At 52.8% G+C, this 21833-nt stretch carries 23 protein-coding genes and 2 pseudogenes; 10 read left to right on the top strand and 15 right to left on the bottom strand.

The genetic code is table 11. From position 1 onward, the window contains the following. Nucleotides 1-4 precede the first annotated feature (4 nt). Nucleotides 5-1546: an exopolyphosphatase gene (gene ppx / locus ABVM99_RS13350; RefSeq protein WP_023195872.1), complete on the top strand. Its 1542-nt coding sequence runs from the start codon at nt 5-7 to the stop codon at nt 1544-1546. Between the two features lie 35 nt (nt 1547-1581). Here the strand turns inward: ppx and ABVM99_RS13345 are convergent, their stop codons facing one another. Next, a complete protein-coding gene (locus ABVM99_RS13345) occupies nt 1582-3795 on the bottom strand; it encodes a sensor domain-containing phosphodiesterase (protein ID WP_000773648.1) in 2214 nt (737 codons plus the stop codon). Nucleotides 3796-3891: 96 nt separating this feature from the next. Next, nucleotides 3892-4029 (bottom strand): hypothetical protein, encoded by a 138-nt coding sequence (locus ABVM99_RS13340; protein WP_001540598.1) that lies wholly within the window; start codon nt 4027-4029, stop codon nt 3892-3894. A 178-nt stretch (nt 4030-4207) separates the two neighbouring features. Between ABVM99_RS13340 and ABVM99_RS13335 the strand changes: the two genes are divergently transcribed. Beyond that, nucleotides 4208-4399 carry a YfgG family protein gene (locus ABVM99_RS13335; RefSeq protein WP_000075924.1) on the top strand — a complete coding sequence of 64 codons (192 nt, stop codon included), beginning with the start codon at nt 4208-4210 and terminating at the stop codon, nt 4397-4399. 77 nt (nt 4400-4476) lie between these two features. On the opposite strand, the pseudogene ABVM99_RS13330 reads toward ABVM99_RS13335, so the two are convergent. Then, nucleotides 4477-4596 (bottom strand): annotated as a pseudogene (locus ABVM99_RS13330) (hypothetical protein); the annotation flags it as partial. Nucleotides 4597-4735: 139 nt separating this feature from the next. On the opposite strand from ABVM99_RS13330, the gene ABVM99_RS13325 reads away from it, so the two are divergent. Then, nucleotides 4736-5197: an STM2901 family protein gene (locus ABVM99_RS13325; protein WP_000381628.1), complete on the top strand. Its 462-nt coding sequence runs from the start codon at nt 4736-4738 to the stop codon at nt 5195-5197. Beyond that, on the top strand, nt 5182-5511 hold the full coding sequence (locus ABVM99_RS13320) for a DUF1493 family protein (protein WP_023994424.1): 330 nt from the start codon (nt 5182-5184) through the stop codon (nt 5509-5511). The genes ABVM99_RS13325 and ABVM99_RS13320 overlap by 16 nt, the downstream gene beginning before the upstream one ends. 76 nt (nt 5512-5587) lie before the next feature. Here ABVM99_RS13320 and ABVM99_RS13315 read toward each other — a convergent pair. From ABVM99_RS13315 to ABVM99_RS13285, 7 genes and pseudogenes are all read right to left on the bottom strand, one after another. Next, a pseudogene (locus tag ABVM99_RS13315) lies at nt 5588-5907 on the bottom strand (DDE-type integrase/transposase/recombinase); the annotation flags it as partial. Nucleotides 5908-6148: 241 nt separating this feature from the next. Continuing rightward, nucleotides 6149-6847, bottom strand: coding sequence for a competence protein CoiA (locus tag ABVM99_RS13310; protein WP_001565715.1), 699 nt, complete (start codon nt 6845-6847; stop codon nt 6149-6151). Beyond that, nucleotides 6844-7032 (bottom strand): hypothetical protein, encoded by a 189-nt coding sequence (locus ABVM99_RS13305; RefSeq protein ID WP_001565716.1) that lies wholly within the window; start codon nt 7030-7032, stop codon nt 6844-6846. Before ABVM99_RS13305 ends, ABVM99_RS13310 begins: the two co-directional genes overlap by 4 nt. Before the next feature lie 63 nt (nt 7033-7095). Beyond that, entirely contained in the window at nt 7096-7920 is an 825-nt protein-coding gene (locus tag ABVM99_RS13300) for a hypothetical protein (protein ID WP_001565717.1), read from the bottom strand. 185 nt (nt 7921-8105) lie between these two features. Then, the gene (locus ABVM99_RS13295) at nt 8106-9113 is read right to left on the bottom strand and encodes a PIN domain-containing protein (RefSeq protein WP_001565718.1); all 1008 of its coding nucleotides are present in this window, start codon (nt 9111-9113) and stop codon (nt 8106-8108) included. Nucleotides 9114-9245: 132 nt separating this feature from the next. Continuing rightward, entirely contained in the window at nt 9246-11198 is a 1953-nt protein-coding gene (gene traI / locus ABVM99_RS13290) for a TraI/MobA(P) family conjugative relaxase (RefSeq protein ID WP_052938309.1), read from the bottom strand. Beyond that, nucleotides 11195-11575, bottom strand: a complete 381-nt coding sequence (locus ABVM99_RS13285) for a plasmid mobilization protein (RefSeq protein ID WP_000896705.1) — start codon at nt 11573-11575, stop codon at nt 11195-11197. The genes traI and ABVM99_RS13285 overlap by 4 nt, the downstream gene beginning before the upstream one ends. A gap of 474 nt (nt 11576-12049) precedes the next feature. Here ABVM99_RS13285 and ABVM99_RS13280 point away from each other — a divergent pair, with 474 nt between their 5' ends. From ABVM99_RS13280 to ABVM99_RS13255, 6 genes are all read left to right on the top strand, one after another. Continuing rightward, nucleotides 12050-12259, top strand: a complete 210-nt coding sequence (locus ABVM99_RS13280; protein ID WP_000101768.1) for a TraC family protein — start codon at nt 12050-12052, stop codon at nt 12257-12259. Between the two features lie 2 nt (nt 12260-12261). Next, nucleotides 12262-12486, top strand: a complete 225-nt coding sequence (locus tag ABVM99_RS13275; protein ID WP_001565720.1) for a hypothetical protein — start codon at nt 12262-12264, stop codon at nt 12484-12486. Nucleotides 12487-12754: 268 nt separating this feature from the next. After that, nucleotides 12755-13546, top strand: coding sequence for a P-type conjugative transfer protein TrbJ (trbJ, locus tag ABVM99_RS13270; RefSeq protein WP_052938310.1), 792 nt, complete (start codon nt 12755-12757; stop codon nt 13544-13546). 2 nt (nt 13547-13548) lie between these two features. Next, nucleotides 13549-13731, top strand: coding sequence for a hypothetical protein (locus ABVM99_RS13265; protein WP_001565722.1), 183 nt, complete (start codon nt 13549-13551; stop codon nt 13729-13731). A 41-nt stretch (nt 13732-13772) separates the two neighbouring features. Next, the gene (gene trbL / locus ABVM99_RS13260; protein WP_001565724.1) at nt 13773-15272 is read left to right on the top strand and encodes a P-type conjugative transfer protein TrbL; all 1500 of its coding nucleotides are present in this window, start codon (nt 13773-13775) and stop codon (nt 15270-15272) included. 166 nt (nt 15273-15438) lie between these two features. After that, the gene (locus tag ABVM99_RS13255) at nt 15439-15747 is read left to right on the top strand and encodes a hypothetical protein (protein WP_001297325.1); all 309 of its coding nucleotides are present in this window, start codon (nt 15439-15441) and stop codon (nt 15745-15747) included. 740 nt (nt 15748-16487) lie between these two features. Here the strand turns inward: ABVM99_RS13255 and ABVM99_RS13250 are convergent. The 5 genes from ABVM99_RS13250 to guaA all read right to left on the bottom strand — a co-directional run bounded on the left by ABVM99_RS13250 (nt 16488) and on the right by guaA (nt 21798). Further along, nucleotides 16488-16598 carry a hypothetical protein gene (locus ABVM99_RS13250; protein WP_229583742.1) on the bottom strand — a complete coding sequence of 37 codons (111 nt, stop codon included), beginning with the start codon at nt 16596-16598 and terminating at the stop codon, nt 16488-16490. Between the two features lie 455 nt (nt 16599-17053). After that, entirely contained in the window at nt 17054-18109 is a 1056-nt protein-coding gene (locus ABVM99_RS13245) for a replication initiator protein A (protein WP_001565728.1), read from the bottom strand. Between the two features lie 80 nt (nt 18110-18189). Next, nucleotides 18190-18420, bottom strand: coding sequence for an AlpA family transcriptional regulator (locus ABVM99_RS13240; protein ID WP_001565729.1), 231 nt, complete (start codon nt 18418-18420; stop codon nt 18190-18192). Nucleotides 18421-18703: 283 nt separating this feature from the next. After that, nucleotides 18704-19912 carry a site-specific integrase gene (locus ABVM99_RS13235; protein WP_001297323.1) on the bottom strand — a complete coding sequence of 403 codons (1209 nt, stop codon included), beginning with the start codon at nt 19910-19912 and terminating at the stop codon, nt 18704-18706. Between the two features lie 308 nt (nt 19913-20220). Beyond that, complete coding sequence (gene guaA, locus ABVM99_RS13230) at nt 20221-21798, bottom strand: glutamine-hydrolyzing GMP synthase (protein WP_023195870.1); 1578 nt, start codon at nt 21796-21798, stop codon at nt 20221-20223. Nucleotides 21799-21833 lie beyond the last annotated feature (35 nt).

The raw sequence follows: 21833 nt of genomic DNA, 5'->3' as shown, positions 1-21833 counted from the left end.
CGCTATGCCAATTTACGATAAATCCCCTCGTCCGCAGGAGTTCGCTGCGGTCGATCTCGGCTCAAACAGCTTTCATATGGTCATTGCCCGCGTGGTTGACGGCGCAATGCAGATTATCGGGCGCTTAAAACAGCGCGTCCATCTGGCGGACGGGCTGGGCGCAGATAACAACCTCAGCGAAGAAGCCATGGAACGGGGGCTTAGCTGTCTGTCGTTGTTTGCTGAACGCTTACAAGGTTTCTCCCCTTCCAGCGTCTGTATCGTAGGCACCCATACGTTACGTCAGGCGCAAAATGCCGCTGATTTTCTCAAACGCGCGGAAAAGGTTATTCCCTACCCGATAGAGATTATTTCCGGTAACGAAGAAGCACGCCTGATTTTTATGGGCGTAGAACATACGCAGCCGGAAAAAGGCCGCAAGCTGGTGATCGATATCGGCGGCGGGTCAACAGAGCTGGTCATTGGCGAAAACTTCGAACCCAGGCTGGTTGAAAGCCGTCGTATGGGCTGCGTGAGCTTCGCGCAGCTCTACTTTCCCGGCGGCGTTATCAATAAAGAAAACTTCCAGCGCGCCCGAATGGCGGCGGCGCAAAAACTGGAAACCTTAACCTGGCAGTATCGTATTCAGGGTTGGAACGTGGCGATGGGCGCTTCCGGTACGATTAAGGCCGCTCATGAAGTTCTCCTGGAGCTGGGTGAGAAAGATGGCTTCATTACGCCGGAGCGCCTCGATAAACTGAAGTCAGAAGTGTTGAAGCACCGCTCCTTTAATGCGCTCAGCCTGCCGGGTCTGTCTGAAGAACGAAAAGCGGTCTTTGTGCCGGGCCTGGCGATTCTGTGCGGCGTTTTTGATGCTCTGGCTATCCGCGAGCTTCGCCTTTCCGACGGCGCGTTGCGCGAAGGCGTACTGTATGAAATGGAAGGCCGCTTCCGCCATCAGGATGTTCGCAGCCGTACCGCAAAAAGTCTGGCCAATCAATACAACATTGACAGAGAACAGGCCAGACGCGTGCTGGAAACCACCATGCAGATGTACGAGCAGTGGCAGGCCCAGCAGCCAAAACTGGCGCATCCGCAGCTTGAAGCGTTGCTCCGCTGGGCGGCAATGCTGCATGAGGTTGGACTGAATATTAATCACAGCGGTTTACATCGCCATTCGGCTTATATTCTGCAACACAGCGATTTGCCCGGCTTTAATCAGGAGCAGCAAATGATGATGGCGACGCTGGTGCGTTACCATCGTAAAGCCATAAAACTGGATGATATGCCCCGCTTTACGCTGTTTAAGAAAAAACAGTATCTGCCGTTAATTCAGCTACTTCGGCTGGGCGTATTACTGAACAACCAGCGACAGGCGACCACCACGCCGCCGACGCTGCGGCTAACGACCGATGACAGCCACTGGACGTTATGTTTTCCGCATGACTGGTTCAGCCAGAATGCGCTGGTACTGCTTGATCTGGAAAAAGAACAGCAGTACTGGGAAGCGGTAACTGGCTGGCGTCTCAATATTGAGGAAGAAAGCTCGCCGGAGATCGCCGCGTAAATTGTGGGCCAGACGCCGCGCCGCGGCGTCTGCCTTTACTGAATCTCAGATAATAGCTGCGGCTCGCCAATTAAATATCCCTGAAGATAGTCGATTCCCAACGAGAGCACGACGCTTCGTATTTCTTCGCTCTCGACATACTCCGCGACGACCTGCATATTTTTCATTCGCGCTAAATGACAAATAGAAGCCACAATCTGATAATCGAGACTGTTTGACACTATATTGCGAATAAAACTGCCGTCAATTTTAAGAATATCGGCGTCAACGTTTTTCAGCCGCGCATAGCTGGCGTAGCCAGTACCGAAATCATCAATCGCTATCTGACAGCCAAACTGCTGTAGCTGTCCCAGCGTCAACTGCGCCTGCTCAGCATTGGTGAGAGAGTTGCTTTCCGTTACCTCAAAAACCAGTTGCCAGGGTTCAACCTGATATTGCGTAAGCAGTTGCTTAACTTCTGCAGGGAAACGAGCGCGGCATACTGATGTTGGCGACAGATTAATGGCAAAACGATGCGCGGGCATATATTCCCGGCTGGCCGCCATAAACCGCAGCGTGTTTTCAATCACCCAGAGATCGATAGCGGAAGACAAACCAAACTCATGCGCCACGGGTAAAAAATTGTCCGGGTTGATAACGTCGCCGTTGTCATCCCTGAGTCGCAGTAAAATTTCATGGTAAACGTCCCCACGAACGCCGAAAATAGGCTGCGCCATCAGGAAAAAATGATCGTGCTCCAACGCCTGTTGCAGCCGATTCATCATCGCAATTCTGCCCTTCAAATCGCGCTGCAGGTGCATTGCGCCGCGCCGCTGTAAATCCTCCGGCGCGTTAGTCGTCAACGAAAGATCGGAACTGGTGCTTAATTCGCCCAGCAGAAGATAAAGGTGGCTAACCGGAGAACGCACGCAGCAGTAGCTCACGCCGACAGGCGGCTGTAGCGGCAGTCCATCCCAGATAAACCGAAACTGCTTAATATGTTTATCCAGCGCTTCAATACGCTGCTGATGCGACTCTGTATTAAGACGCAGCACCAGGTCGTGCCCTGACATCTGGTAGACGCACTCATTTGAGGCCAGCATCGGCGTAATCCAGTGAGAGAGCTTTTGCTTATACTGGATGCGTAGCATGACGCCATAATTTTTACCCAATAGCTCCAGGCCCGGCACGTGTAAAAAACAGATCGTAGACCAGGGCGCATTTTGGAGCGCGCGGTTTAACGCACGTAAATTGGGAAGATGTACAACCGGGTCAAGATAGGCCAGCCGCCGTGCGCGACCACTCACTACGCGCTGACGCGTGGCCAGTACAGACATATAATTAACAATAAAAGAAAAAACCAGATAGCTCGAAGAGGTAATCGCTAATTGCGTATCATAACCTGAATACCAGGGCATATAACGCTGATAATAATGAATCGACGTAATTAGCACGACGGCCCAGATAATTGAAATAAACTTATAGCCATAGCGCATCGCGCCCCATAGCATGACCGGCAATAATAACGAAAGCGTATAGTTGGTACTAAATATTGAACTATTATCAGTCAATGGCATACACAGTATAAACATTAGTGTAGTCAATACGGCCAGCCAAATAACGATCTCTTTTTTAGTGGCCTTGCTATCAATCTGTAGCTTTAATTGCTGATAATACCCCCGCAGGTGCAGCGGATTGCGGAGAGTACGAATAATAAAATAGCACAATGGCACGCCGACAAGGTTACCGACCAGTAACGCCTGGTAATTAATCAGCGTGTTGATATTAAAGGGCATTACCCCCATCAGGCTGGCTTTGCTTTCGTACATGCCAACAAAAGCGGCAAACTGGTAGATGACCAGAAATAATGTTGCTGAACAAAATACCTGCCAGAATATTCGTTGAAACAACAGGTGGGCGTCGCCGTGGGAAACATTGTTTCGCCGGGGGGAAAAGACACGATAGCCGCCCCAGCTTAGCACGATAGTAATGATAAAGTGCATCGTCACAGAAAGGGTTTCATACAGCCCTGTCTGCGGGTATCTGCGCCAGAAGATAGCAAGCACAATGCCCGGCAGTGCTGCCCAGCCGAAAAAGAGCATCAGGCTAAGCATAAAAGCTAACGGCAGGTAAAAAAGAACCACATTTCCAGTGCTGGTAAGCGCATAAGTATTTGCGCTACTTAAAACAGGTAGTAAAATCGAAGGAAGGATGAGCGGTAGTCCCCACCATTTATCTCTGATATTTATATAAGTTTTATTTAGTTTCATAGATGCTCAGCAGAACCCCCCAATCCCAAAGGGGCGTTAACAGACAGGCATCCCACCTGACTTTAAATTGATGATGCGATATACATCACACGATAGTCATCGATTGTAATTATTAAACAAAAGTAACATTTGATTTAAGTCAATTATTACCTTTCTCCTGCAGCCTTTATTCGCCTTTTTATTCTTTGTTATCATTAATTTATTATTAATGTAAATACTAAAATTATCTTCCATAACAATATAAGATAAATCAACTGACGCAATTTTACATTAAGAGGAATTGACCATCGGTTCGCAGTATGCCTTAATGTAGAGTGAACGCAGGCTTGTTACGTTCTTCGCCTTGATAATACCCTTGAAGAACCCAGCCTGATCCCGCCCATACCGCTGGGCCAACGTTAAGGAACCCTTTGTGAGTCAGGCCAACAGTATGCGAAAACGACATCGATTTAACACTCGCATGACCCGTATCGTACTGCTTATCAGTTTTCTCTTCTTCTTTGGACGTTTCGTCTACTCTTCTATCGGCGCCTGGCAGCACCATCAGGATAAAAAAGAAGCGCAACAGTCATCGCTTTCTGTCACCACACCGGGACAACGTTAAGCTGTTATCCGTTAAAAAGCCCGCGCAAGAAAAAGAAGCTTTAGCGTTAACGCAAAAAGACAACCCACTCAATGGGTTCAGGCCATGATCAGACGCTTAAAGAGCAACCGCGGGATATCCTGCCTGGGTGATAAGATCACATGCGCGGTTACTAAGATTCCCTCGACCGAATACAAAACCCGATAGCCTTCAGCGTGCCCCTATCATGTACTGCAAAACAACCCCGATGATCTTTTTTTTCAAAGAGGTGAATCGCTTACTACCCCGTAATTATTAGTTAGAACAAAGAGATTAGGTGTTGTATAATTTTTGGTCATGGTTAGAAGGGGTGAGTAAATGGACACTACTGAAACATTGAATGGTACGTACTTCTACGGCGGGTTATCCAACCTGACACCACAACAACTATGGTGGGCTATCACCATCGCCGTTGTGAGCGATCATCTGGGGATCTCAGCGGTCGATGCTGCACTGGTTATCTCAGGGCAACCAGTTCTACCTACGAGGGGTAAACCTCGTGGGACAACTCCAGGAACATCAATTGCTTCTAAGTACATCAGTAATTGGTTGAACTATAAACTGCCACCTGGGATCAGATTACCAACGTTGACAGGCAAAACCATCAACTCATTACAGCTAAGCTCAACGAATAATTTAGGTCGTTTCGTTGGTCGTAATGTACCCTGGCTCGGTTGGGTTATGACATTCACTACGATTTATGATATCCAGCGTGATATTAAAGATACATTTAATCGTGTGGCGGTTCCTAAAGATCGCATTCAGTGGACGTACTTCTAATGAGAGATATTAAGAAAGAAATTATCGATTTTATCGATCAGGAATATAACACTAAAAAGTACTTTCTCTGTGGGCCAAAGCGAACCATCACGCTTGATACCAGTATTAGGGATGATCTTAAACTCGTTTTTGAAGATAGTGAAGAACTTCTACAAGAGTACTTCAAGCGTTGGAATGTAGATCCAGAAGGATTTGACATACTCAACTATCTGAATCCAGAGTACTTTGGAAGTAAAGAGCCTGATCCGCGTAAGCCACTAACGGTTGGTATGCTCGTTGAAAGTGCTAAAGCTGGACGTTGGTTATATAGTTGAAGAATAAAGTTATTATATTTTAAATACCCCTTATTTGGGCTGAATCGCCACGAATAACCTGGGCACTTCTGAGTCGTTGGTAGATCTTTTTCTTTATCCGTTCACGCTTCAGTAGCTGGAAAAAGCTTTCTGCAACCGCATTGTCATGACAGTTGCCACGACGGCTCATACTGCCCTCCAGTCCGTGCGATTTCAGCCATTCATAGCGGGTGTACTGACTATCCTGATCAGAATGAACCAGCACCTGTTTTTGGGATGACGTCGCCACACGGCCATCAGAAGCGCATTCAGGACAATATCTTTTGTCATTCGTGGTTGCATTGACCAGCCGATAACTTTGCGCGAGAACAAATCAACGACCACGGCAAGATACAGCCAACCTTCGTGGGTTCGTAATTACGTCAAATTTGCCGTCAGGAGCTGTGCGCTACACAGAAAACTCATCTATGCACATAAACAAAAACCCTCTGCAAAAACAGAGGGTTAAATTCATTTTTACCTGTTCATGTAAACACAGGAAGGATTATCGGCTTATCCACTCAATTATTAAAATCTATAAAAATTCCTTATACATCAATAGCTTAATTACTAGACGGTTTCACAATACCATGAATAATGCCATGTCGCGCATCTAAGATCAGTCAAGATTCCACGAGCCGCCGCGATATTGGTATGCACCATTGAGGATGCCTGACAGCCAAACAGGAACAGTCGCGCTCTTGAACCCGCCGAACTGAACCAGTTGCTCGCCCTCGGTGTCCAGCATCGCCACCGGCAGCTCGGGCAGCATGCCCGTACCAATTCCACTGGGCGGAAACACGTTGCCGAAATCACGCTTCAACAGCAGGCGCGACGTGGCCTTGCCTAAAGTCATGAATGTCTCCTTGCGGACCAGCCAGTAGCACTCAACGCCCGATGCAGTGTACCGCTCCTGACGACGTGTGAAGTCGCGTAGATGCTGGTAGGAGCGTTGCAGCTCGATTACGATGGTGCGACCGGAAACCGAAAAGAGAACATCAGCCTCCCACTTGTCGCCGCTTGGTGATCGGCCCGGCACCTCGTCGCGGTTCTCGATACCCATGCCGGTTAAGGCGGCCATCACTGCGGTCTTACCCGACTTATGCCATTTTGTCTCGGGCGCAGTACTGCACTCGTCCGACAGATGGGCGAAGAAAGGCAAGCCATTGATGCTTGTCTTGAGTACTGCCGGTGCCTTGCAGCAAGGCATCATGAAGTCACCTAACTGCGCCGCCGCCTTCAACGCCTCCCACTCGGCGCCGGGAATAGAAGCCGCATCCACCGGCCGACCATCGCGGGTCCAAGCTGCTTGCGTCATAGTTGCCTCGTTGCAGAGCCGGAACGCGTGCAATCGTCCCCGAACGCCTCATGCATCTGCCGCAACAGAATTGCCAGCTCGTCCGGGTTGCCGTCGCGACGGACTTCGGCAAGCAACTCCGCCGCATAAGTCGGATCGGCCCGGAATTGCTCGGCCATCGCCTCTCTATGTGGTCTGTCTTTCATTTGATGCCATTCTCCTAGCCAAGGTCATGATATCTGCACCATCCTTACCCCGATAATAGACGTCTATTCGTCCTCCATCACCTTTTCGTAGGTACAGCCCCGTCTGATAGAGGCCTCTTGGATTGTGAACTTCGGGCCTAATTCTATCTGTAGCGCATGCATACGCAGACCAAAGAAATCGAAATGTTGAAGGTCTGTCTTTAATTCATCAATAAATGTAGATTTATAGGCGTTTGCATCAAACCCTTGAAACGGCACTCCAGCCGTATCCAATGCAGCAAAAACTCTCGAAACCGCAGAATTAAATATCGGCAACAAGTCCAAATACACCTGCTTGGTAGGATAGCGATCTTTTTTTGCTTTGGCCCACACTCTCTCGAAGGCAAGGCCATTTTCCAGAGTGATAAATCTAGATAAAGCATTGCTCTTACCCATTGGATTTATGTGCACCGATTCACGACGTGGGTCGAGGCGACTGTATATATCTTCCAACTTGATCAAGTGCATCATCGGCGGGGGATTGCCACCCGTCGTTCGATGCCTAGCCATTAAATACTCCGCTCCAAGCAGACGCTCTGGCTCCCCGTCCAACCAAATAGTCTGAAGAAGACTATGGAACAAAGGATGGTCACGATGATGAAGAGCATTACGAATAGCAATTAGGAGACTGGTATCCGGATGAGCATGAAAGTCAAACATCCCTTGCGATACATCATATAACGTATGAAAACTCTCAAGATTTTGCTCAAATGCTCGGTCGAGGTTGTGGATAGCCTCTTCACGGTCGATTGCTGCCAGCCCTCGATATCTGATGAAGGCTTCACCATAGAGCCGCATGGCGTTGGCAAAACGCCCAATAGCATTGGTAATAATTGTTACATTGCCCATTTGCGTCCTCAGAACGGCAGTATTTATAGACTAATTATTATGAATGTTCGATTGGATTGCACAATCCAATCGAACATCTGACAAATGAAATCGCTGGATATACGGCCATCGACATAAAATATCGGGACACTCACGCTCTCAATTGGATTTGCATTGGGATAGATAAGAAGCGATATCATCCTTACTTACGTGTCGAGCATGTCCCACTCATCCCCCAAGACCCATCGCAGGGCAGAGAGCTTCCCATTGAGCATCCCCCATTCAAAGTCGCTCCAAGGCCCAGTATCTTCATATTTATCCCTGACCCGTTGAGCTGCAATTTCTGCTTGGCCGAGGATATCTTCGTGAATCACATCATTGCCGTAGCGTTTTGTGCCAGCGGGGACGATCTCTATGTCACCATTATCTAGGTGATACATCATGTTCATATGGCGGTTGTACCAAACTTTATCGAACAACTCGTCCATCGCAGACATGATTTCCTGAAGCCCACGAGTTTCGTCCTCCCAAGCAAAGCTATTCTCATAGTGAAATTCTTCAAGATCGAGCAAATCCTCGATGGCAGAGCTTGTGGCGTTAAAGAATAAAGAGCTGCTGCCGTCAAAAATATCTGCGAAATCGTCGTGTGGCTGCCTGTGGTCTTTGCCGGAAAAATCCGTGACATTATGAGTGACAAATCTAAAGGTTTCGTACTCACTTGCGTGTGACACCCGAAACTCTTGGAAAGTCTCTGCTAACACTGCGTCAGCAACACTATTCTTCTGCTTATGGAACGGTGCCTTCTTAGCGATAGCCCGCTCTGCTGCTCTGATTTTTGCGACATCAGAGATTACAACTTCGTGGGCCATGTCAAAAAGTTTGGTAACACGATTTACTGTGTTTTGATTTACTTCGGAAAGAATAGGCAGCCTGTGATTAACATCATCCAAGGTTTTGAGCGCAGTCTCTTTACCTTCACCGCCAAACGACTCAACCACCCCTTTAATTACTCGAAATTCACTGGCGAGCCGTTTTCGCGTAGCCTCAATCACCCTATCTTTATTTCGTTCGTACTCGGCACGTATCAGATCGGGCAGTAGTATTTTGATACTCCCATCCTGCACCAGATGTTCTATGGCAGTAAGCATCGGCAATTCAGCTTTTTGAGACGAAATATCAAGCCAAACACATGTATCGAGCATTATTAGATGCATTAAAGCTCCTACTAATTATTCTTTCCAAGATTCAACCCATACACTTTATGGGATAATGCCTCGTCAGCATAGAACAGTGCCAATAACGCAGGACAACCTACTTTCTGACGAGTCAGTGAACGATGTTTTCAGCTATATCAGTCCATTAGAGCGGTCCTTCGGTTGCATCTGCCTACGCTGTGGGGCCACGCCTGGCATATCGCTCGCCTCTCCCTTTTTGGTGTCCTTCGGAGCGTATACCTCGGTCTGAAAGGCCTTCTCCATTTCCTTATGCTCGGCCGTCTCGCGGCGCATACGCTCCATCGCCGGATCGGTGAACGTGACCTTAAGGCCGTGCATACCGGCGAGCTGGGCGACTTCAAGCCGGAACTCGTCTGTGCCTTCCACGATGAGGGCTTGGCCCTCGAACCGCTTGGACGCCAGTTCGAGCGCAACCAGTGCCGCGCCGGTCGTGGCTTTCTGCGCCTGAACGTGCGTCTTCCGGTCGATCACCATGCCGCCGTCGATGGTACTGTACGCCATCGTCCCGTCTTTCCGGGCCTTGGGCTTGAGCTTGTCGAGAACAACAGCCTTGGCCTTGTCGGCCCGGTCGGCGGTCAGTAGCTCCCCGTTCCAGCGGCGTGTCCGTTCCTCGCGGTCGCGCAGCACGGCCAGCGCCTCGGCGTTGCCGCGCTCGGCCTGCTGCGTCAGCCAGTCGGCCCAAGTGGGCATCGTCGTCTGTTTGAACAGCGCCTGACGGCGAGCGTCAGCGCTCTGCCGGTTCTTTTGGCGCGAGGCGTCGGCCTGCTGTTTGATAGTGCCGTACATCAGGCGTTTGGTCGGCCCCTTGCCCGCGACCTTCAAAAGCATTCGCTCTGTCTGGCTCCACTGCTTAACCTGCGCATTGAAAGCTGCACTCTCGCGCTTGATCTGGTCGAGGCCCTGACGGCGGGCCAGAATGGCCGCCTGTCGCTCGCGCTGGTACTGATTGAACAGGCCCGCTGTCGTCGGGTTATCCGGCCGCCGGGGTCGTGGCTCGTACCGCTTGCGGTTCGCCTTCGCCTCGGCCTGCCGTTCGGAAGGCTGGAACGGGCCAAGACGGTCAGTTAGGGCCTTCATGGAAAGGTCGCGGCCGACGTTGCTGGCCTTCGCCCAAATGCCTGAATCTGGCTCGCCGATGACAAGGCCAGCGCCGCGCTGGCGAATCTCTAGGCCGTGTTCGGCCGCTGCGCCGTGCAGCTCCTGCCAGCTCGTCGCCTGTCGCATCGCCGGGGCCAGCTCGCGGGCCGCGTACCCGGTCAGCGTCTCGATGCCGGACTGCGCCTCCACGCTGGCCACCTTCGCGCCGATGCGGACTGGCTCCGCTTTATCTGCTGACTGTCTCTGTAGACGGGTATCGGACAGCTTGCGCAACCCGTTCAGGGTTTTGGCTTCAGGAGGCTTCGATATGCTGAGGTCGTAAGCGTTTCTAAGGTGTTCACGGAATAGGCTGTCGCGCTGCTCTGGGGCTTTCGCTGGCAACAGCTCAATGTCGCGGTTCTGATGCCGCTGCTTTGCCTCCAGACCATGAAACGTTGTTTGCAAGCCGTGCTCTACCTCAAGACGCTCACAGGCCTCCATCAGGCGGAACTGATCGTAATAGGGTTCAATGTTCTGTAACCCGGTCGGGTGAACCTTGTTGATGGCCACATGCACATGCAGGTTATCGGTGTCGATATGAACCGCTGATACACGCTGGTGCTCATCGAGGCCGATGGCAGCGCATAGTTCGTCTTCGATGGCGTGCAGCGTCTCAAGGTCTGGCTGCTCGCCGGGCGGGAAGGAATAGACAAAGTGGTAGGTCTTTTCCGCCTTCGACCTGGTGTTAGCCGCTTGCGTGGCTTGGATCAAGATTGCGGCATCTGCCGGATCATCCGTGCCGCAGTTGGTAACGCGGTAGCTGGCGACCTTCTCGCCCTCGGTCGTGCCATTGGCGGAATCCAGAATGTAATCGGCCGTGCGCTCCCAGCTCGTCGGGTCAATGCCGCCCTTGGCCGCCACCATATACTTGATTAACCGGGCTGGGCTTGAGGCCTTGCGTTCACGGTTGATGCGATGTGCGATCATTTGGAAATCCTCCCCATGAGCGCCCGCATGTCCTCTTGGATTGCGCGGAAATCCATCATCATCGCTTCTACGTCAATCGGTCGCGCGCCCTGACCGCGTTTCTCAGCGAGCCACAATTTCAGCAATCCGGCCACCCGGCCGAGGTCGCCATTCACCTTTGCCAACTGGCGGACAGCTTCCAAATCGGCCCGTGAACCTATAGGCAGATTCAGCCCAACAGCGCGAAGGAAAGCGGCATTCGACAACCCCGCCTGATCGGCCCTTTCGGCTAACTCTTTTTTCTCATCAATGCTGACCCAAACCTCAATTCGCTCCCGCCGTGGACGTGTCCCACGCGAATGCGGCTTGATAGCCTCAATCGCATTTTCACCGGCCATAAGCCTTTCCTCTTTGGTGTAAATGTCGCGGAGCGACTGACAGCCTCGCAGAGCAAGATGCCGTCGAACCGCAGGTGAGTAAGGGGCGGTGTTGGACTGGTGCGGGCTTGCCCGTACCGGTACAACACACATCTTGCCGTACTGCTTCATGCGATTCTATGCGACTGGAGCAGAATGGCCAGTAAAATATGGCGTAATCGCGTACATTCGCGCTAATTCGCATACATTCGCGTAGCATCGCATTAATCAATTCTTCTAATCGCATAGAATCGCATACATTCGCATAAAAACGCGTTTCCGACTGAGTTCATGAGCATCAGGGACGGACTGACACCAAAAGGAGGGGGCTTTGAGAGGCCATCAGCTAGGCCAGCCAAATCTAAGTCTTGTAAATTGCTCGACTCGGGTGAGAACATAGCCTCCGTTTACGCGCTTTTTTTCGAAACTCGATCATCAAGAAACAACGGAGTAATCATGGCACGAAAAACCCTCGCAGAGCGCCGTTCTGATGCCCTTTCAGAGCTTGAAATGGCGAAAGCCAGATTGGCAAAACTCGACAATGAGGCAGCAGAAAGAATCGGAAGAATTGCAATAAAGTCAGGATTGGTTAATCTTGAGCTTACGGACGATCAGGTCCGGGAAGAATTCGACAGAATCGTGGAAAGGATCAGCAAGGGGAATTGATCATGAAGACAGCTCACCGCATCAGCGCATTGGCCAATCAACTCAACGAACTGCAAGCCTGCCTCGGTCGAGCCAGTGGGCGGCCTAGCAACAGCGTTATGGAAGCCCAGCGCATAGCGGCCGAGCTGGCTTCTTCACTCGAAGATTGGCACCTTGAAACGCTACACATTCCTGAACCGGAGCGTGACCTCTATCGCGCACAGAATCCCTATTACGCTGCCCACTGACGCCGCGCACTGCCCTATCAAAAGCTCACTTCGGTGGGCTTTTTTTTGTCCGCAAAACGTATCAAAACGGACAACCAAGCTCGTTCCGCTCGTCATGAAAAACGCGTTCAAAATCATAGTTTTGAACACCAATCGCGGGAAGCTTGACGGACAGTTACGGACATAAACCATTGAATTCTATGCGGATACGAGATTATCCGCATATTTAAAACTGCTCCATATCGGTCAATAATCAAATCTCGGACGATGACAAAACGAGGCATTCGGTATGGAACTAGAATCGCAAAAAATGTCGGCTTATGCCGCCCGAAAATTCGGTCGAGGCGCGGCGCTCGCTCTTGCAATCGCAAGCGCAGGCCTTGGTGTAAGTCTCTACATGGCACCGGCTCCGGCCTATGCCATCTACTGCTCGAACTGCTCGACGTTCTATCAGCAGATGTACGAGTACGCCGAAGCGGTCAACACGCAACTGAACACGGCCCAGCAGTTGCAGACGCAGATCCAGCAGTACGACAACATGATTAAGCAGGGCATGTCACTGCCCAGCCGCATGTTCAACACCATCACTGGCGACCTTCAGCGCGTGGTCAGCGTCTACAACTCGGCGCAGTCGCTCGGCCGCAACATCAGCAATCTGGGCGAACAGTTTCGCCAGCAGTTCAAGGGCTATGACAGCTATCTGAACTCGATTGGCCAAGGGCAAAACAACATGCCGCAGCGCTATCGGGACTGGGCACAATCCGGCTTCGATAACGCCCGCATGGCCATGCAGGCCGCTGGCGTAAATACGAGCACATTCGAGGATGAGAACGCGATGCTGGATCAGTTGGTGAGCCGTTCGCAGTCGGCCGTTGGCCGTCAGCAGGCCATTCAAGCCGGGAACGAGATTGCGGCGCAGAACGTGCAGCAGCTCCAGAAACTGCGCGATCTGGTGGCCACGCAAATCACCCTGCAAGGCAACTACATGGCCAAACAAACCGAACAGGAAGCCGTGAAGGACGCGGCCAGTGAAAGGTTCTGGGGAGGTACAGACACTCCCGGCCCATCCAAGGGGTTTTGATTATGACGATTTCTAAGATTCTTCTTTTGGTGTTGTGTCTCGGTTCTGCTGTGGGTGGGGCCGTAATGACTAGCGTCGTCATTTCTTCGGGCGAAGAATGTTCGGCTTCACAGAAGCAAAAAGCGGCGGCTACCAAAAAGTTCTGGGAAGGGAAAGACGAACCCGGCCCGTCGAAGGGGTTTTGATTATGAGTAGACCACTCTTTCTAAGTTGCGTCGGGATAGCCATGCTGTTGATGACCGGGAGTGCAATGGCCGCCGGTTTACAAAGTAATGTGGAGATGAACGGGCTGCTAACAGACATTCATAATGCGTCTGCTCAGTGGGGGCCAAAGTTGCAGGGCTATGCCAGAAACTTGCTGTTCCTGCTCGCTGGGATTCAGTTTGTTTGGACGTTCGGCAACCTGATTTGGCAAAGCGCCGATGTTGGCGAAATGTTCCGCGAGCTGATCAAGTTCGTCATGACGATAGGCTTTTTCCTTGCCTTGCTGACGTACTCCACAGAGTGGAGCACGGCTATCGTGAACAGCTTCCGCGAAGCGGGATCGCAAGCCTCCGGGTTTGCGCAGGAGTTGATGCCCGGTGACGTGTTCACCTTAGCTATCAAATTGGCACAAAAAGTCCTGTCGAACATTTCGTTGTTTGACCTCGAAACTGCGGTTGTGATTGCGCTATCCGGCGTCATCATTTTGCTGTGCTTCGCGTTCATCGCCGCGTTTATGTTCGTTACGCTTGTCGAGTCGTATGTGATTATCAATGCGGCCGTGCTGTTCATCGGTTTCGGCGGCTCACAATGGACACGGGAATTTGCAATAGCCCCGCTTCGCTATGCCGTTGCGGTAGGCGCTAAGCTGTTCGTCCTGACCTTGATTGTCGGCCTGATTATGTCCGTATCGGACAGGTGGTTCGCCAACTACGACGGCACTATTGGGCCAACATTGACACTATTGGGCCTGTCCTTGGTGTGCGCCTATCTGTCTCGGTCTATCCCGGAGCTGATTGCGGGCATGATCACCGGCTCATCATTTGGGGGAGGCAGTGCGATCGGCGGCATGGCAATGGCGGCCGCTGCGGCGGCTACTGGCTTGGCGGCAGGCACCATGATGGCGGGCGGCGCAAACGCGGCCGGTGGTGCTGCGGGTGCTTTGGGCGGCGGTTCTGGTGGTGGCGCTGGCAGTGGACTGGCCGACAGCATCAATGCCAGCATGGCCGGTGGCCAGCAGAACCCGGCAGCGTCCGCCATGCCGTCCATGAACAGTGCGGCGACCACAGGAACGGCAACGGGCGGTAGCGCAGCAGCTCAGTCAGCCGGTTCTCGCGTCGGTGGCTCGCAGGCGGGCAAATCGCCGTCAGGTAGCGGCATCAACAGCCAGAGCGACACTCCGCGCAGCAGTGGTCTGAGTGGGCCGCAGCAGGCGGCGCAAACACTGAAAAAAGCGGCCTCCGGCGCGAACAACTTGGCTAGTGTGGCCGCCCGCGGCCTCGGGACGCTCGCCGCTATCTCTGTGCCGGGTATGGAAGGCGCGGCGAGCATGGGCGGCGGCCCCCCACCGCAAATGCCTGACAGCGATGAGGGTGACGAAAAACGTCCAGCTAACAGCGGTGTATCCGCGGATGTTGCCGAAGAAACAAACGTTATTCGTCCCGCACAAGAACCGTCCGCCGCCCCGGCTCAGCCGAACGGCGTGGAGAAATCCAACAACCCGAAACAGGAAGGTGAGGCATGAACCCGTATAGCAAACCAATCCCCGGCACCCTTGCTCGCATGAAGGTGCCCGGCATGTCAGCGGAAGCGGTGGCTAAGGCTGACGCGCCAATAGCGGTTGGGAACCGCCAGAGCGATGAAACCCAATCAACTGCTGCCAAGGCGGCCAATGCACCGGAGACTGACCAATGATTGAATATCTGATTTTTTGCGTGGTGGCCTTCGCTGCCGCCTTCGGCATGTACTTGCTGCGCGAATACCTGCGCTCGCGGGGCTATGGGCCGCAACTCGATGCGTTTGCGCGGTGGCTGGAACCACGAGAGCAACGCATGAACCGTTATCGCTTTAAGGCTGCTAATGGCCTGTTTGGGGCGGCGCAGTCCATCAACCGCCTGCCCCTGTTCGGAAGCAAACATCAGGTGGTGATGATAGAGCAACTGCGCATGGCCATCATGTCCGAACAAGCACTAAGGGAGCGCCAGCAGCGCCGCAAATGATCTCGCCCGCCCTGCCAAGTGCAGGGCTTTTTTATGGGCACCAAAAGAAAGGCTCCGGCCGATCCGGCCCTACGTCTCGCAAATCGGCTGTAATGACAGCGTAAGCGCTTTTATGGTCCTCCCCGCCACCACAACTCTAGCCCCCTCTGAAAACGGCTCTCCGGGCCGCCTGCGAAGCCTGACACTCGTTTCAAAGTAGGGGCAGCCGCCCCTGTGAAGATAACCCCGATACACGGGGCACAGGGTCAGTGGGGGCAGCCGTCTATTACACACCGCAAAAACGGCGTGTATCGCGCTGTGAGAAGTTTTCACACATGATAGCCAAACCCCATTCCGACACTGAAAAAACGCCGCCACGACCCATACGGGAGGGATTCTGGAACGCTTTCGCAGGCCGTTAGAGGCCTTATGTGGGTTTTGGCCCTGCCCTTCCCTTTTTGGTGCCTGATGTCTTTTTGCCGGTTTCAACGGCTCGACCAGGTGCTGCGACCGGTGGGTAATCGACGGAACTAACCGCGTCGACGACGGCAGGCCCGCCCTACCTTTTTTTGGTGCCCAACGGCCGTAGGCCGACCAAGAGCAGCAAGCGATGAGCTGCGCCATCAAGGCGCGGCGCTTAGCGCGCATGCTGGAGATTCTTAGAGAATCTTGGATGGAATTTGCGAACGGCCCGCAAAGGCCCGCCGTTGCTGGGTTTTCAGAAACTGGCCGGGTGCCGTTAAGCAGGGGGTTGGGTACTGTTAAATAGGGGGTGAGGTGCCATTAAACAGGGGGAGCAGCGTTACGGTCGGATGCCTTGGGTCGCCCGTTTCCCATTTGCCCTTAGCGTACTCGTCCAGCCTCCAACCCACGGCAGCAAGCTCGGCCAGCGCCTTGGGGCGGAGCGAACGCCTTTCATGAGGGAGGGGAGCTGCCGCGAAGCGGTGGGAACCCCGCAGGGGCCACGCTTTTGGATCGTGGCGCGATTTCGCACCAATAGGAGTTCCGAACTAACGGATGGGGGCCATCGACTTATGCACAGGCAAAAGGGTTTTAAACAGTTTTATATATAGTTTTAAAAGATTTAGCGTAAAAAGAAGGAAATTTACTCTTTTAATTCAATGAATTACGCGCAATGCCGGTTCCTAATAGACGGATACCGGTTCCTAATAGACGGCGAAACGGTTCCTAATAGACGGTTTCAGGTTCCTAATAGACACTCTATCCACAGCGTGGCGGGTTGTTCCCACTTTGTCCGTAAACTGTCCGTCAATCAAAATGAAAAAAGCCCGCAACGGGGCTCTTTTGCGATCTCACTCACCGTCTATTAGGAACCGCCCAGCGGTTCCGACGAGGAATTGCGGTGCCTCATGACCAGTAGAGGGCCATCCTTCCCCGCTTCTTCGCACAAGGCATATTCAGGCAGGTCATCGGCTTTGATGATCCCGCGAAGGAAGAAACAGAATTTTTTGAACGAGCCACCGCTTCCACTGCGTTCGTAAAGGGTCTTGAAAGCCCATTTAGCGCTATCCCTGCCTGCGGCACGGCGAGCCAGTCGGTAGATAAAGCGTCCTATGCCCGGCTCGATCAGAAAGTAGTCCCGGTGTACTGTAAGTACCTCCGGCCGCTTGCCCTCGGTGACTTCTCGATAAATCCACTCCGGGGCTTCAATCTCGACAGAACTTATCTTCTTGGTGTCCGTGCGTGACAGAACACGATAGCGCGCGATCAGCCCCTCGGCTTCGGTTGTCCGGAACTTGCCGCTTTCGCGCACTGTCTTGATGGTAGTACCCCGCAACCGATCTAGCGCGGCTTCCACTCCCTTAACCTGACTACTACCGTTACCACGTCGGGCAAATCTGAGGATGTCGCTAACATGCAGCCGAAACACTCTCCCCGGCTTGCCACCCTTTCCTTCTCGATAGCGGTTCATAGCTTCGGTCAAGTGAGACACCATCATCAGCACAATGTCGTAGTCCCAAACGGAGGCCATTCCGTGCGCTCCTGCGGACACTTCCACGTATCCATCCGGCAGGTCGTAGCGGATCAGTTCTCCGGCTCGCTTGTCCTTCTTGGATAAACGGAACACGGCCACATCCATGACGCTGCGATTGTCGCGGCCGCCCACGTCATAAAGGCTGGGCGCAAAAAAATCTGGCTGAGCGTCGCCTTGTGGAGGCTTGCGGACAAGTGACAACGCTTTGTCCCGCTCTTTTGCCCTTTCCATCTGTTCATGCACGGTCGAGACGTTAGACGGTCTACCGCGTTCAGCAGCCGGAGTTCGGTCACTGTTCCGCTTCCTGATATTTTCAAGGCGTTCCAGTAGCCCGCCAGAGTCGCCTATTGCGCCTATGGGCTTAAGACCGCTGTTTCGGCTACTCATGCACGGCCCAACCGGAGCTGTATTAAGCCCAGTACAAGCGGTCTACTCGTAAATGTCGCCTGCAAGTTGGCCGCCACAATTCAGGCCCCCATTCCGGGACGAGGGGCCGAGCCGGAATGTTTGCACGCATCAATCCATGCCTCGACCTCGGCTAAATCCCACACGACCTTGCGACTACTAAGTGCGATGCGCTGAGGGAATTTTCCCTGCTTTTCAAAGTTGTAGATCGTGCGCTCGCACAGTGGAATCATCTCCAGCAGCTGCTTTTTGCTAATGAGAACTTTACTCACTCTCCTTAATTCTCTTTCCACACCGAATACCTCGTTTTGTCATCGCCCGAGGTTTAATTATTGCCCCACAATGCCGGTGATTTCCAGCAGTATAGAGAACTTTTTCTCAATAAAATCAATACCTTAGTGTCCGTAAATTGTCCGCCTTTCAAAACAAAAACCTTCGCAATTCTTTGTTTTTCTTGGCACTTTATTTGACGCAGATAGCGAAAATTGCCTGTCCATATGGAATACGTTTTACGGACAAAAAAAAGCCCACCGAAGTGGGCATTTCGCTACAAAATGCAGGTCTCAAGACTCCGAATCAGTCCTTGAGGCGGGGCTTCCTGATTGTCCACTCGTCAATCATGTCCGCCCAATCCTGTAGCATTGCCCGGCGCTGATCGCGGTACTCGGCCTTGTTGTAGATGGCTCGAACGCCCTTCTGTTCGTGCGCAAGGCACTTCTCGATCCAGTCAGTGTTATAGCCTGCCTCATGCAGCAGCGTGCTGGCTGTACGCCGCAAGTCGTGCGGTCCGAACTTGCCAAGCGACTGCCCTTCCTTCTGGGCCAGACGATAGGTCAGCGTGAGCACCTGATTGAGCGTGGCGCTGCTCATCGGCAAGTCCGAGTCATAGCGCGATGGCAGCACGTACTCCGAGCCGCCCGCGAAGGTTTTCAGAGCTATGAAAATGTCGAGCGCCTGCCTCGACAGGAACACCAGATGGGGATTGCGGCGCTTCATCCGCTCCTTGGGGATTGTCCAGAGCGCTTCGGTGAAATTGATTTCGCTCCACGTTGCGTTGGTCAGTTCGCTTTTGCGTACCATCGTCAGCAACAGCAACTTGGCGGCCGCGCGGATCGAAGGTGTGGTGCCAATGCGCTCCATGTACTGGTACATCAAGCCGATTTCATCGGGCGTAAGTGCTCGATCTCGCGGCTCAAACTTTGCAATAGTCGACGGGCGCACCAGATCGGCCGGGTTCTCAACCTTCTGGCCGCGTTCTATAGCCCAACGGAAGACCTGCATCACAATTTCGCGGCAAAGCACGGCCGTTGCCGGTGCCCCGCGCTCCACAATCGCATCAGTCAGCGCCCGTAAATCCTCATGGGTGATTTCTGTCAGCTTCTGGTTACCGAACTTCGGCTTAAGCTCGCGCTCGAAGGTAGCTCGACGCATATCGCGGGTAACGTCCGCCATTTGATATCCGCGTAGCCATTTTTCGCCCCAAGCACCAAAGTTTTCAGCGTCCTTAACGCGGGCTTTGTCCCGCGCCTTCTCTTTGGCTGGAGATTTCCCTGCGGCGATCATCTTCTTGGCTTCGCCCAGCCGTTCGCGGGCTTCCGCTAGCGTGATCCCTCCGACACCGTAGCGGCCGAAGGTGATGGTCTCCTGCCTACCGTGGATCGAGTAGTTGTAGCGGAATGAAATCGAACCCGCTGGCGTGATGGCCACGTAGAGGCCGTCACGGTCATTCACTTTGTAGAGCTTGTCCTTTGGCTTGAGGTTGCGCAGCTTGGTATCGGTCAGCATGGTCGGGTTAGGTTTCCTCTCAAAAATACCATGCTCAAAAAGCCCCACAAATTCTCAAAAAACATCTTTAAGAACAATGTGTTACCTAAATTCAATACCATGAACACCCCATCAGGGGCGGCATGGTATCGAGTGCCGAACATGGCATCAGGTTCAAATCGTACCATCTACCATGCCATAGAAACGGGGTGCTTGGCGATGCGAAAATTTGCCAGACATTGCTACGCCAAGAACGAAAAAAGCCCGCAATTATGCGGGCTTATGGGTGTTTTAATGCTCTTTGGTGCCAGTCTATGCCGGACGTGGGATCACTCCCACTCAATGGTAGCCGGTGGTTTACCGCTGATGTCATACACCACACGGGAAATCCCGTTGACTTCATTGATGATGCGGTTGGAAACACGACCGAGGAAGTCATACGGCAGATGTGCCCAGTGCGCGGTCATAAAGTCGATGGTTTCGACGGCACGCAGAGAGACAACCCAGTCATACTTACGACCATCGCCCATGACGCCAACGGAACGGACCGGCAGGAAGACGGTAAACGCCTGACTGACTTTGTCGTACAGATCCGCTTTGCGCAGCTCTTCAATGAAGATAGCGTCCGCGCGACGCAGCAGGTCGCAGTACTCTTTCTTCACTTCACCCAGAACACGAACGCCGAGGCCCGGCCCCGGGAACGGATGACGGTACAGCATGTCATACGGCAGGCCCAGCTCCAGACCAATCTTACGTACTTCGTCTTTGAACAGCTCTTTCAGCGGCTCAACCAGCCCCATCTTCATCTCTTTCGGCAAGCCGCCCACGTTGTGGTGAGATTTGATGACGTGTGCTTTACCGGTAGCGGAAGCGGCAGATTCAATTACGTCTGGGTAGATAGTCCCCTGCGCCAGCCACTTCACATCTTCCAGCTTCAGCGCTTCTTCGTCGAACACTTCCACGAACACACGACCAATGATCTTACGTTTGGCTTCCGGATCGTTCTCGCCTTTCAGCGCTTCCAGGAAGCGCTGCTCGCCTTCCACGTGAACAATGTTCAGGCCAAAGTGGTCGCCGAACATGTCCATCACCTGCTCGGCTTCGTTCAGACGCAGCAGACCGTTGTCTACGAACACGCAGGTCAGGTTTTTACCGATGGCGCGGTGCAGCAGCATCGCGGTGACGGAAGAATCCACGCCGCCGGAAAGGCCGAGGATCACTTTGTCGTCGCCCACCTGCTCGCGAATGCGCGCCACGGCGTCGTCGATGATCTTCGCCGGCGTCCACAGCGCTTCACACTGGCAGATATCACGCACAAAACGCTCCAGCATCCGCATACCCTGGCGGGTGTGGGTCACTTCCGGGTGGAACTGTACGCCGTAGAAGCGTTTTTCTTCGTTGGCCATAATGGCGAACGGGCAGCTCTCGGTGCTGGCGACGGTCACGAAGTCGGACGGAATCGCCGTCACTTTATCACCGTGGCTCATCCAGACATCAAGCAGCGGTTTGCCGTCGGCGGTCAGGGAATCTTCAATACCGCGAACCAACGCGCTGTCGGTCAACACTTCGACCTGCGCGTAACCAAATTCACGCTCATTAGAACCTTCTACATGACCGCCAAGCTGCATCGCCATGGTCTGCATACCATAGCAAACGCCAAATACCGGCACGCCTGCTTCAAAGACATACTGCGGCGCGCGCGGGCTGTTTTCTTCGGTGGTGCTTTCCGGGCCGCCGGAAAGAATAATGCCGCTTGGGTTGAAGTCACGAATTTGTGCTTCTGTCACATCCCACGCCCACAGTTCGCAGTAAACACCCAGCTCACGCACGCGGCGTGCAACCAGTTGAGTGTACTGAGAACCGAAGTCCAGAATGAGGATGCGATGCTTATGAATGTTTTCCGTCATTGACGCTTATTCCGAGGCAAGTGAAACAGATTAAA

This window comes from Salmonella sp. SJTUF15591, assembly GCF_043356435.1.
GTDB lineage: Bacteria > Pseudomonadota > Gammaproteobacteria > Enterobacterales > Enterobacteriaceae > Salmonella > Salmonella enterica.
Note: the sequence above shows the minus strand (reverse complement) of the source record. Positions and strands in the feature narration are given on the sequence as shown.